At 37.1% G+C, this 10,957-nt stretch carries 14 protein-coding genes; 9 read left to right on the top strand and 5 right to left on the bottom strand.

Going from position 1 to position 10,957, the window contains the following annotated elements; translation table 11 throughout:
* Window positions 1-418: 418 nt before the first annotated feature.
* The 5 genes from AC3A54_RS19505 to AC3A54_RS19525 all read right to left on the bottom strand — a co-directional run bounded on the left by AC3A54_RS19505 (window position 419) and on the right by AC3A54_RS19525 (window position 5,419).
* Window positions 419-1,702 carry a restriction endonuclease gene (locus AC3A54_RS19505; RefSeq protein WP_487655805.1) on the bottom strand — a complete coding sequence of 428 codons (1,284 nt, stop codon included), beginning with the start codon at window positions 1,700-1,702 and terminating at the stop codon, window positions 419-421.
* Complete coding sequence (locus AC3A54_RS19510; protein ID WP_487655806.1) at window positions 1,692-1,856, bottom strand: hypothetical protein; 165 nt, start codon at window positions 1,854-1,856, stop codon at window positions 1,692-1,694. The genes AC3A54_RS19505 and AC3A54_RS19510 overlap by 11 nt, the downstream gene beginning before the upstream one ends.
* An 85-nt stretch (window positions 1,857-1,941) precedes the next feature.
* Entirely contained in the window at window positions 1,942-3,027 is a 1,086-nt protein-coding gene (locus tag AC3A54_RS19515; RefSeq protein ID WP_487655807.1) for a hypothetical protein, read from the bottom strand.
* Between the two features lie 87 nt (window positions 3,028-3,114).
* Window positions 3,115-4,725, bottom strand: coding sequence for a hypothetical protein (locus AC3A54_RS19520; RefSeq protein WP_487655808.1), 1,611 nt, complete (start codon window positions 4,723-4,725; stop codon window positions 3,115-3,117).
* Window positions 4,726-4,966: 241 nt separating this feature from the next.
* Window positions 4,967-5,419, bottom strand: a complete 453-nt coding sequence (locus tag AC3A54_RS19525; RefSeq protein WP_487655809.1) for a V4R domain-containing protein — start codon at window positions 5,417-5,419, stop codon at window positions 4,967-4,969.
* 251 nt (window positions 5,420-5,670) lie between these two features.
* Here AC3A54_RS19525 and AC3A54_RS19530 point away from each other — a divergent pair, with 251 nt between their 5' ends.
* The 9 genes from AC3A54_RS19530 to AC3A54_RS19570 all read left to right on the top strand — a co-directional run bounded on the left by AC3A54_RS19530 (window position 5,671) and on the right by AC3A54_RS19570 (window position 10,953).
* Window positions 5,671-6,036 carry a hypothetical protein gene (locus AC3A54_RS19530; RefSeq protein ID WP_487655810.1) on the top strand — a complete coding sequence of 122 codons (366 nt, stop codon included), beginning with the start codon at window positions 5,671-5,673 and terminating at the stop codon, window positions 6,034-6,036.
* A 416-nt stretch (window positions 6,037-6,452) separates the two neighbouring features.
* Complete coding sequence (locus tag AC3A54_RS19535; protein ID WP_487655811.1) at window positions 6,453-6,824, top strand: hypothetical protein; 372 nt, start codon at window positions 6,453-6,455, stop codon at window positions 6,822-6,824.
* Window positions 6,825-6,843: 19 nt separating this feature from the next.
* Entirely contained in the window at window positions 6,844-7,050 is a 207-nt protein-coding gene (locus tag AC3A54_RS19540) for a hypothetical protein (RefSeq protein WP_487655812.1), read from the top strand.
* Window positions 7,051-7,069: 19 nt separating this feature from the next.
* Complete coding sequence (locus AC3A54_RS19545; RefSeq protein ID WP_487655813.1) at window positions 7,070-7,279, top strand: hypothetical protein; 210 nt, start codon at window positions 7,070-7,072, stop codon at window positions 7,277-7,279.
* Between the two features lie 412 nt (window positions 7,280-7,691).
* Window positions 7,692-8,852 carry an ATP-binding protein gene (locus AC3A54_RS19550; RefSeq protein WP_487655814.1) on the top strand — a complete coding sequence of 387 codons (1,161 nt, stop codon included), beginning with the start codon at window positions 7,692-7,694 and terminating at the stop codon, window positions 8,850-8,852.
* Between the two features lie 20 nt (window positions 8,853-8,872).
* Window positions 8,873-9,535 carry a tetratricopeptide repeat protein gene (locus AC3A54_RS19555; RefSeq protein WP_487655815.1) on the top strand — a complete coding sequence of 221 codons (663 nt, stop codon included), beginning with the start codon at window positions 8,873-8,875 and terminating at the stop codon, window positions 9,533-9,535.
* The gene (locus AC3A54_RS19560; RefSeq protein WP_487655816.1) at window positions 9,522-9,776 is read left to right on the top strand and encodes a hypothetical protein; all 255 of its coding nucleotides are present in this window, start codon (window positions 9,522-9,524) and stop codon (window positions 9,774-9,776) included. The genes AC3A54_RS19555 and AC3A54_RS19560 overlap by 14 nt, the downstream gene beginning before the upstream one ends.
* Before the next feature lie 16 nt (window positions 9,777-9,792).
* Window positions 9,793-10,581, top strand: a complete 789-nt coding sequence (locus AC3A54_RS19565; protein ID WP_487655817.1) for a M48 family metallopeptidase — start codon at window positions 9,793-9,795, stop codon at window positions 10,579-10,581.
* A 12-nt stretch (window positions 10,582-10,593) separates the two neighbouring features.
* The gene (locus tag AC3A54_RS19570; protein ID WP_487655818.1) at window positions 10,594-10,953 is read left to right on the top strand and encodes a hypothetical protein; all 360 of its coding nucleotides are present in this window, start codon (window positions 10,594-10,596) and stop codon (window positions 10,951-10,953) included.
* Window positions 10,954-10,957 lie beyond the last annotated feature (4 nt).

Here is a 10,957-nt window from a genome sequence, read left to right on the forward strand (position 1 = left end):
CTCTTATTTTATATACTCTTAGCCCTTTATTAATTAAACGTTTGAATAGTATAGCATATAGGGGAATGTGACGAGTTTTGTATTTTATAGCTTTTGAACTATCCGAATATGCCATAGACGGAAAAAGAGGTAGCAAACAAACGATTTCCTTAGATTATCCTGGAGAATTTTACATCTGACTTAGAGGGGTCGACTCTAAATTTAGAAAGTACATGATATAAATGTGGTAGGAGTAGGGAATCTTCACCCTACAGATTCAGTTAATCTAATTTTCGTAAATTCCACTGTTACCTTCATATATCACTCCTATTGTATTATCACTCCTATTCTACACAGAGAAAGCCAAAATCGTGGTCCTGATGGCCCTTTTGAGAGGGTCCACCAGAACCTGCCCTGTAGACTTTCTTAAAAGAGTAACTTAGATACTTTTAAAATAAATTTGGGCAAAGTCAACCCCATTAATCAATTCTACTCGATTGTCGGCTGCCATTTCCTTGCATTCTTCCGTGAACCCGTCAGCAAGGGAAATCAGGATTTTTTGAACCACATGAGCTTCATCAAGGATTAAGTTCTTTTCCATGCTTACCAATTGGTGGACCCCGGTAGAACCTGTTAAATTTTCGTGCTTTTTAATTTGAATACAATAAGTGAGAATAATAGATTTAAGTTCAAATGGTGTTTCCACAGGAATGTCCTTTGAACATAGTAAATCGATATCTCCGCCTTTTCGGTCATAACTATTCGATTTAAGAATGGTGAACCCGTTATCTTTCATGCATTTCTTGACTAGCTTTTCAAAATCACTAGGTGTTAGGTTTCGAACCGTTTTTACCCACTCCGTATACAGCTTGTTCTCAATCGTTAGCAGCTTATCGTGCAGCGGATGGGCTTTTTCAAGTTCTTCTTTTTCATTGGATGAAAACACCTCTACAATGGCTTGTTTAAACTCTTGGTTTCGAACCATATTCACTGGGCTTGAATAGGCGATCGATTTAAGCAGCCTCTTCACAATTAAGGGTGTAAGAGGGGAATCATAATGGACCTTTTGGATATGGTCAGGATCAATATAGACAACATGACGGTAATCATTTGTTGGTTCCAAAGGCTGGCTGAACTCATAACAGGAATGGGAATTTGGTGCACGCTTGGCTTTCACAATCAGGAAGTGCTGGGAATCAGGTTGCTTAGGAATGACAATGGTGTCACCTTCCTTAATGAATAACATTCTAGATAACACATTCCAATGTTTTTGAGCCGTTCCAGCCAAATCTGTTTTCCCGTTTTGATAGCTTTGAATAAAGCTTTGCTGTCCTTGAAATAAAGAAAAGCGGTCAGAATAGCCCCAGCCTTGCCTAAGTCTGCCTTGTAGAATTTCTTGGTACAGAAGTTTTCGGTCTGCATCATTTTGTCTGAACACTACACACTTAGACTCTTCTTCACTACTGTATAGCTCACTGAAAGGCATCAATGAGCCGCCAAGAGCTACCTCCACCTGAAGTAGAGGAAGAAGATTGTTTAAATCTAGATTCCCTTGATACTCCTTCCAGGACCCATGGCTATAAAAAGATTCTATGTGCATCGGGGCGGAAAGGACTTTTTCCTTTAAATAAAGGATACTGACTTGATCATTTCCTAAACTCAAAAGATATCGATCAGACCCTTCCTGGCCGACAATCTTTATGCTGCTTACATTAGTTTGCATCTTGTCTGTCTCCATTCATCTTTTCATAATACCCGCACTGCTTTTCGCAGACCCATGCTAGAAACGAATCTACTATCATATGATCGTCCATCATATGGATTTCTTCCCAAGCATCTTCTTTCATCGGGGACCCGCATTGTTTACAAATTTTCATACATTGAATCCTCCAATAGGATCTCAATTTTTCATTTTGATAGAATTCTTCCATTCTGACGAAGATTGATTTTATGCATGATTAATCAATGTTGCTGATTGGTGTTTTTATCCTCACTAGGATGTGTTAACCGGCTGACTAACCGGTCAACAGTCGTTTGTCCTGAAGGGTTTGATTGAGTAATTTCTGTTACTTTATTCAACTGGTCTTTATTTATTTTACTAGGATTGCTTGCTGTACCGCCTTTACCTAATACAGTAGGGAAAATAACCTCTGCCTCCGTTCCATGGACATTTGAGGGGGTTGCCGGTATATTCTGCCCACCGTTGTAAGACAGGTTATTGGTTACAATACCGTCAGGAGCCGTTCTCACATAGTCATGGACTTGAACCAAGTCTTGCATATTTGGTGGCTTAGCATCCGGACCATGATAGGATAAGTTGTTCGTAGGATCCCCATCCGGTGCGGTCCTTACATGGGCTTGTACATGTTGTAGATTTGATCCATTCGCTATGGCCGGATCGGAGGAATGGCCTCCGTTTGGTACCACATGATCGCCACCCGTCACAACATGACTATCTGTGAACGCTGCGTCATGGGCAAAGAAGTCCCCTCCAATATGCATTTTTAGAAATGGTAGAATAAATGAAATGATGATGAGTGGAGCGCTTCCCATGATGCCGAGTGCCGTTGAACTCGTATATCCTTGTTGGTACAGCCAGATTAAGACACTCCTCAATACAAAGAATCCAATGACAGCGACGATTACCGCTTCCGTAAATACGGCAGAGGAAAACCGATACGACAACCATGAGTAAGGGTCCGCACTTATTTTTGCAAGTAGGGCTCCAGCAGCCCCATAGATGAAAATACCTGCCACAAATGGTTTCCAATTCTTAATGACAAATCCGATCCGCTTAATAAAAAGGATAATCATAATGATGAATATAATGGGTGCCAATGGCGGAATGAGCGCCGATAGGGCACCTAAGATGAGCATATAAATAATCATGGTTTTCAGTAACCGAAAAGAGGTAACTAGAAAGAATATCACTAGCCCGACTCCTGCTATGGCAGGATGAAAGTAACCTAAGAAAAGAATAATAGGGAATAGAATAATAGCTGCGCGGTGATGGCCTGACTCTTTTTGTATGGTGGCCGAATCGTACATTTCTGTCATTCCTTTCTATCTATTTTAAAACCAAGGGGACGGTTTTGGTGGCATTAGTTAAAGCCACCAGAACCGTCCCTGTGGTATCTACGCCAACACGGAATTGTCTGCTATTTCTTCTAAAACATTCTTTAAGGCTAGACCCATTTCTTCTTGGGAAGGTATAAAGATTTTCTCGCGTTTCTTCACTTCACTTTCGACTTGGTTTATTAATAGATTCCGTGCAAAAGCTTTTCTATCAGAACTTGCAAACATTTCTTTTAAGGTGGAGCCAGTTAACTTATCTTTTAAGCAATCAATAATATTTTCTGCTTCCTTTTGACTTAACAAATAATCCTCTGCTAGTTGTGTAAAGACTTTTTCAATAATCCGAACCATTTCATCTGCATCATCTTCAATAAATTCACTTAGGACCTTATTTGACACCTTATTTGCGGCAGTTCCACCAGCAAATGAGCCAAGTAATCCTCCTACTATACCGCCAACGGCCGTACCAATTCCGGGGATCACTGAGCCTATGGCAGCACCAGCAGTAGCTCCACCTACCCAGCCAGCCGTACCACCGGCAACGGTAGAAGCCGTATTTGCCACATTTTTAAATAACTGAGCACCTGAAATTCTTCCTCTAAAAATATTAACGACATCTACTGAAGATAAAACGGCAACAGAAACAGCACCTGTGATCGCATTCCCTCTTAATAATTTGGCTGCACTTTTCATGGCTGCAGCCCCGTAAATATTGGTTCCACTTCTAAAGGCATTCACTAACAAAGCTGATGCCTTAGGACCCATGATGTTCACTATTGCTTCTGAACTTCCAACTAAGGCACTGTTTAATCCTGCTTTCGATAATTGGCTTGATAAAACAGCCGTAACAAAAGTGGTTCCACCGACCTTTAGCCCTGAGTAGGTTGCTGTTTTAATCGCTGTGTTAAAATCCTCACCATTCCATACACATGTGGCAAAGGTTAAAACAGTTGTTAAACCAAAGGCATTCGTTGCAATAATGGCACCATTGACAGAATCGAATGTAATGGACTCCACTGTACCTGCCGTTGCTATATTTTTAGCCTGTTCGTATGTGAAATGTCCTTTCCTAATGATATTTTCTGCTTCATTAGGATCCGTAACTCCCTTGACTTGGCCCTTATTTATTCGTTCCTTCAAAGCTTGTAAAGCTGCATCATACTTATCAGATGGAACCTCAATTTGCATAGGCGATCCGTCTGGATTAAAATATTTGAAATTCTCATTTTCGAAGCATTGCTTAATACATTCACTACCACTTCTACAATACTTGGTTTGTATATTAACTCCATTAACCGATCTGTCCGCCCCATTTTTAATAATTCTACCTGTTGCTGGGTCGATATCTTCACCAAAGAATTCCACCTTTTTGCCCGTCACTTTATCATAAAGGTGATTAGCCCTTTCTGCTGCAAAGCCGTGACCTCTAGAAGTATTAAATCGATCCTGCCCATATATAGTACTGGCATTACTTACATTTCCGTAGACTAAACCGCTTGCCTTGGAACCTACTATTTCTATAATTCCTAAATTAATTTTGTTTTTAATATCGTTTAGTGTCTTTTCAAAATCGCAATCATTTGCTTCATATAATTTCGAAACTTTCTTCTCACTAAGGCCCGTCATAGCTTGAATATCTCTTATACACTGTTGATCAAACTCGCTTAACATAGCTGCAGCTCCCCGTCGGTTGGATTTAACATTAAAAGTTGTACTTAATATTAAATATATATCGGAAAATGTAATAAATTGTTAAGTGATTTCATAGGGAAATGGTATTTTTTGTTTTTTTGGAAAGTAGTTCCTTGAGGGAGTAGTGGGGGGAATAATTTTAATCAAAGATTAATTAGTATAGCACATAAGAGAATATCAAGAAGTTCCGGGACAACCATCCCCCAGAACTTCTTATCCACTAACCAAGTATTTTTATCATATATTCACAATGCTCATCCCCATTAACATTACATTTCACTTCACGAACAATCACTTTTTTATCATAAATTAGGGAAAATGCGCCTTCTAAAATCGCCCCTTCTAAATCACATGTCATATTCCCTTCATGAATGGGAAGGCCTTTACAGAAACAATCTTCAATCTTAATATGAATCTCATTTTCTGTAGCATGGATAATGGTTGGAATGCCGATTTTTAGCTCCTTAAAAATATGTAACGCATCCTCGATGGTTTGAACGGGGAGGCTTTGACCGATTTTTCTTCCTACAGCCATAGTCGTATTTTTCCCATTCATCGGTAAGCCTTGATACATCCCAATTAATCGGATGGTCCTAAATAATTCAAGGGGAATCATATTTCCTAAGCTGGGTCTATCAATTTTCTTTAAATCCTCAAACGTAAAAATTTCCATGGGTGTAATCTCCTTTTTCTTTATATTTTTTATTTTTACAAAAAGAGGCTTTCATTTCCTTGATATACATCAAGAATTCAGGAGGATGAAGGGTAATGATAAATGCTAATTTGGAAAATCTACGGTTTAAGGATTTTGTCGAAAATTGTTAATAAATGTATTAAGGTTTTGTTAAGAAAAGACGATTATTATATCTAGTAAATAGGTAATATATTACACTTTATAACGAAGTTAACTATGGAGGGAATCGTATGTATAAAATTGATGTTAATCATGAGGAAAGACAATTTATGATCACCCTAGAGGGTTCACTAAATTTGGAGGAAAGTATCGCTTATTCGGCAGAATTGGAGAGTAACCTATCAGGGAAGGACTTAAGTGAGTATTATTTGATTGTTGATACTTCGGGTTTAAAGATTAGTTCTCATGATTTAGAGGATCAAATGAAGAGGGGAATGGAACTGATTTTTTCTGCTCCATTTAAAGCGCGCTATAATATCGTCCCTAAGAGTGCCGTTATGAACATGCAAGCCAATCGTGTGGGAAAAGAGTTTGAACTGAAAGATAAATTTATTATTGTTCAGTCGTATGATGAGATTCTAGCGACTGCAAAGTAAGTGGTGAGTTTGTGATTTGTGGATAGCCAAAAAGGCTATTTAATGAATAAATGTATTTATCTTTAGGGGTATCCATTTTGGGTACCCCTTTTGTTTCTTGTGGAAGACTATTATTTCTGTTCAATAATTGGGTTGTTAAATGGTATAATATACCTAAAAATGTGATATATGGGAGGCGAGGTCCATGGGATTGAACTCGAAACACTTAGATGAGAATGGTTATGCTTTGTGCGGTGAATGTAGAAAGAAGTTTTTTGTATCTGATTTAGACTCTTGTACTTCTTGCGATAAGTTCGTTTGTAAATCTTGTGCAAAGAAAAAGCGTGGTTTTACGGTATGTAAAAAGTGTTGATAATGTATCCATCTTTAGTTACTAGAATCAATTACTAATAGTTTAAAAGGAGAAGAAAATTAAAATGCCAGGATCAGGTTTTTTAGCAAAGCTCTTAGTATATGCGGGGATTGAAGGGGTGAAATATCGTAGAGAAGCGAAAGCTAGAAAAGAATTTGAAGAAAAAATAGCTTTCGCAAATCGAGGTTTTTTAGCTACTTTTATAATCTACATTGTAGGTTTTATTATATGCTCCTTAATAATGAATTGGGGATTATGGGGAATTATATTGATTCTCCTTGGTTATGCCGGTCATTTCAGTAATCTCAATGAAGCAAAACAACATGTTCCTATAATAAGGGAAATGTTATTATCTATCATTTCGTTAATAGGATTAGGAATTATGCATTTTGTCTATGATTCTTCTATTCAAGCTCTCTGGTCTTTACTAAAATAACTTCTTGATGGGGGATTTAATGCAAATAAAAAACTGTTCTCCCACCACAAAAATTTGTGCAATGTGCGAACATTGGAATGGTTATAAAGGTGGGCAAAATGTTAAACCTCGAGTTGGAATGAGAAATGTAATGGAATATGATCCAGAAGAAGTACAGAGTTGTTTTAAAAAATCATTTAATATGAAGGCTTGGAATAGTTGTTCTGAATGGCATAAAAAATACTAATTGTAAGGGAGAGAATAGAATGGGTTTTTGGGATACAGTAGGTAAAGTGGGCAAAGGTATTGTAGATCATGTGAATGAGCAATCTCAAGAAATTCAATCACATAAAGATAGACTATCATCAAAAAGTGATGAGAAGTTGATGGAAATAGTGAACAGTAAGAGTACGTGGGTTTCACCTAAGGAGAAAATGGCTGCATCTCAATTACTTAAGGAAAGACGTGGTTATTAAAATATACATATCAGAAACTTACTATTTCTCAAATAAGAATCACGATATTATTGAATATTGCTGAAACTCTACATCATTTAAGAAAAAGTATTACTATTTTGTTGAATAAGAAGGAAAATGACCGAAAATTTTTTTATCCTATTTGTAATGAAAATAGCCATAAATCTGAGTTTATGCTCGTTTTAATTAAACGATTAATTAGTATAGCTTTTAGGGAGAATGGTTGAAAAATGACGAAAGGGACGGTTCGTATGGTTAGGTGAAAACTATACGAACCGTCCCTGTTATATTTTTTTTAGCCCAATTTTCCTAGTGACATAGTATATTGAAACTAGTCTGTGTATGGTAAAATATAACCACATTGATATTACTGAAAATTCCCTTATTTCTTAGTCTTTTGAGGAGGAAGAGTATGGCTCTATTTCGCAGCAAAGAAGATTCCAGCCAGGTTAAGAATATCCAAACAAAAAAATTGACCAAGGTATTTAATGTAAAGGAACAAAAAGTTCAAATAGATTATCTGCATGCTAATTATGGTGAATTGGATGGAAAAGAAATTCTATTAGATGAAGAGATAATTACTCAATCTTCAAAAGAAATCATAAAGGCTTTGATGATGAATGCCACGAAATACAATCCCATTCCAGCACACGTTACCATTTCTAACCAGTTAATAGAAGGTAAAGATAGTGGAATGAAAGAACAACAGAAAACCGATTTTTCAATATCCGCTTCAGATCCACGGTATTCATTGGATGAGGTGTTCCTTCCTGATGATTCGAAGAAACAAGTTCTATCCTCTTTAATACTAGAAAAATATAATGATAAATTACGAAATGAGTGGGGACTAGGGTCTATTATCAAAAGTGGAAGGGCTATTATTCTCAACTTTTTTGGGCCTCCTGGAACCGGAAAAAGTATGACCGCAGAAGCAATTGCCCATCATTTAGGTAAAAAAGTGATGAATGTCAACTATGCCCAATTAGAATCAAAGTTCGTTGGGGAAACACCTAAAAACATTAAGAAGTGTTTTGCAGAGGCAACCGAAAATGGGGCCATTCTTATATTCGATGAAGCTGATTCCTTTCTTGGAAAGAGATTAACGAATGTCAGCCAATCCGCGGATTACGGCGTAAACGTTACGCGTAGTGTGATGCTAATGGAATTAGAACGATTCACCGGGATTGTCATTTTTACCACGAATTTAATCACAAATTATGACCAAGCCTTTAAGCGAAGAATCTTTGCAAACATTGAGTTTACTTTACCGGATCAAAAGGGGAGGGAACGCATTTGGAGCTCTCATTTACCAGCGAGTTTACCGGTAGAAAAAGGTATTACTTCAGAAACTTTGTCTGAAAAGTTCGATGGTGTAACTGGTGCTGATATTAAGGATATTGTTTTGTATGCAGCGATTAACTGCTTAGAGAGAAATGGTGAAACTATTTATCTTGAAGACTTTGAACAGGCCTATTCTTATATAAAAGCTAGGTACTCGGATGGGAAGCATATGACAGTAAAATCAGAAATTATCTCAGAAGAACAATATAAGAAAGAATTAAATCTCCGTTAAGCGGGCTAGAGGTGGAATCCTTGTTAAATAAAGTTATTCACTCCTATCAAAATGCAAAGCTATCTGCCATTAGAAAGTTTTCCAATCAGGAATACGACATTCTTGAAGAGCCTGGATTCTTGGATAACGGCTTCATTCGGATGAAGATCGTAGGTTTAAAAAAGGAAGCGAAAAAGATTGATCAACAGATTGAACAACTACTTCAATTTGATAAAAGAGATGATTACCACAAACAAAAAGTTGGAAATTTTTTGGATCAGAAGGACAGTATTCATATCCATATGGCCTTCCTTGCCTCCAATAGTTTTCAGAGCTTAGAATTCTCTAAACAACTAATTCAACCATTGAATATTGACTTTTCACTATGTCTTGAAGCACTTACTCATTACAAGGAGGAAAGAGAGATTGAGTCATTTAAGTTGTTTGAAATGTACTTTGCTCAACATCCAAATCCATTAGACCATTTTTTAATTAATAAGGTTTACGGATTGCTTTTATTAAAAAATAACCTACCTGAAAAAGCGGTTGTATTTCTCAGGAAGGCAGCAGAAAAAAGGCCGGAGGAACACGAGGTACAGCATTATTTAATAAATGCTTATGAAACTTTAGGTCTCGTTAGTCAATCGATGGTACATAAAGAGATTTTAGTACTTTTAGGTGGTGCTAATAATGACAACAACTAATTTTCAAAACAAAGACCACGGGTTATCTTCATTTAGGACAACCATTGGGAGTGGAAAGAATAAAGTAAGCTTGAGCCAATACTTCCATTCACCTAATGGTGGCGTGACATTTAGATCAGGAAATATGACATCTAGAATTAATAATCAAGGGCAAACGTTAAGCACAGGGTTTAAGACTGGGAGAAATATGACCTATCTCGGAAGTAAGGACCGTATTTCCAATCGAATTGCCCCATTTTAAGGAATGGAGGTTCACTATGATTATCGAACAATATTTATTTACACATACCCTTGAAACAAAGGCACGGGAAGAAGTATTAAAAGCCCTAACATTTAAAGAGCAGGTAGAAGAGCATTATATCCATTATGAAGAGAAAAAGAGAAGGCCAGATTTGTTGGGGAAAACGGTAAGAGTTACGGAACATCAATTCCCTAGAGTCTATCAGATTGCCAAAAAGATTGAAAAGCTAACAAATTTAGCAATGCCAGATTTATTTGTCTATGAAGACTTTTATTATGCTATTGAAAGCAAGGGGATGGAACATACTTGGATTGAACTATCTGCCTCGCTCATTAATGATTTTACTGACAAGGAACTAGAGTTTTTACTGGCGAGGGAAGCAGGGAAGATTTATTTTAAAGATACTTATTTAACCACTCTTATCAATCAATCTCTTGACATGTATGGAAAAGGATTGATTCCATTTACAGGTGGAATTGTGGAAGAGACCTTAAAGGTGATTTTTTATCGTTGGAGTCGCTTGTCGAATTACTCTGCGGATTCTTTTGGCTATCTGGTATCGCAGGACCTTCAGGCGGCTACACAGGCCATTTTGAAATGTGTGTTGAATAGTGTTTTTTTAGCGGAAAATACAAATCTTGTTGAGTTTATTAAACAAGCGGAGGCAATCAATGATTTACACGACCAAGTATATGAAGCTACTAAAAGTGATGAGCAGTTTCCATATGCTCCGTTTCGAATTAAAAATTTATTCGCATATGCCTCTAGTGAGAGAGCGTTGAGAGCAAGGGAAATGTTTATTTAAGGAGGAGAGATAATGAGTTTAATAGCTTTTACAATCGGATGGATAATAGCTGGATCAATAGCTACCACCTTATTTGTTACATTTTGGGATGATATCCGTAATTGGTTAAATCAAGTGGCTGCAGATGCAGTGGAAAAAGTGTTTGGCTATAAAGCTAGACAAGCTATGCATAGAGCGATTTCTAAAATTGACCGCGTAATGGATAAGGTAAGAAATACGGCGACTATTTATACAAAGAAGAACCCGCTTGATACCCATTATGTAAAGACGGATATCATCGCTGAAGATAGTGTATATGAAATTGACAACCGAATTCTTGATGAAATTCAAAGAAAAGGAAATTTAGTTCAGGAGTTCGAATACAAAGGATGAAAGT

This window comes from Neobacillus sp. Soil_C_43 (assembly GCF_057656715.1).

What these genes read in the sequence shown, in the direction of transcription:
- AC3A54_RS19505 (WP_487655805.1), bottom strand. Translation starts at nt 1,702, where the DNA reads ATGCAAACTAATGTAAGCAGCATAAAGATTGTCGGCCAGGAAGGGTCT.
- AC3A54_RS19510 (WP_487655806.1), bottom strand. Translation starts at nt 1,856, where the DNA reads ATGAAAATTTGTAAACAATGCGGGTCCCCGATGAAAGAAGATGCTTGG.
- AC3A54_RS19515 (WP_487655807.1), bottom strand. Translation starts at nt 3,027, where the DNA reads ATGTACGATTCGGCCACCATACAAAAAGAGTCAGGCCATCACCGCGCA.
- AC3A54_RS19520 (WP_487655808.1), bottom strand. Translation starts at nt 4,725, where the DNA reads ATGTTAAGCGAGTTTGATCAACAGTGTATAAGAGATATTCAAGCTATG.
- AC3A54_RS19525 (WP_487655809.1), bottom strand. Translation starts at nt 5,419, where the DNA reads ATGGAAATTTTTACGTTTGAGGATTTAAAGAAAATTGATAGACCCAGC.
- AC3A54_RS19530 (WP_487655810.1), top strand. Translation starts at nt 5,671, where the DNA reads ATGTATAAAATTGATGTTAATCATGAGGAAAGACAATTTATGATCACC.
- AC3A54_RS19535 (WP_487655811.1), top strand. Translation starts at nt 6,453, where the DNA reads ATGCCAGGATCAGGTTTTTTAGCAAAGCTCTTAGTATATGCGGGGATT.
- AC3A54_RS19540 (WP_487655812.1), top strand. Translation starts at nt 6,844, where the DNA reads ATGCAAATAAAAAACTGTTCTCCCACCACAAAAATTTGTGCAATGTGC.
- AC3A54_RS19545 (WP_487655813.1), top strand. Translation starts at nt 7,070, where the DNA reads ATGGGTTTTTGGGATACAGTAGGTAAAGTGGGCAAAGGTATTGTAGAT.
- AC3A54_RS19550 (WP_487655814.1), top strand. Translation starts at nt 7,692, where the DNA reads ATGGCTCTATTTCGCAGCAAAGAAGATTCCAGCCAGGTTAAGAATATC.
- AC3A54_RS19560 (WP_487655816.1), top strand. Translation starts at nt 9,522, where the DNA reads ATGACAACAACTAATTTTCAAAACAAAGACCACGGGTTATCTTCATTT.
- AC3A54_RS19565 (WP_487655817.1), top strand. Translation starts at nt 9,793, where the DNA reads ATGATTATCGAACAATATTTATTTACACATACCCTTGAAACAAAGGCA.
- AC3A54_RS19570 (WP_487655818.1), top strand. Translation starts at nt 10,594, where the DNA reads ATGAGTTTAATAGCTTTTACAATCGGATGGATAATAGCTGGATCAATA.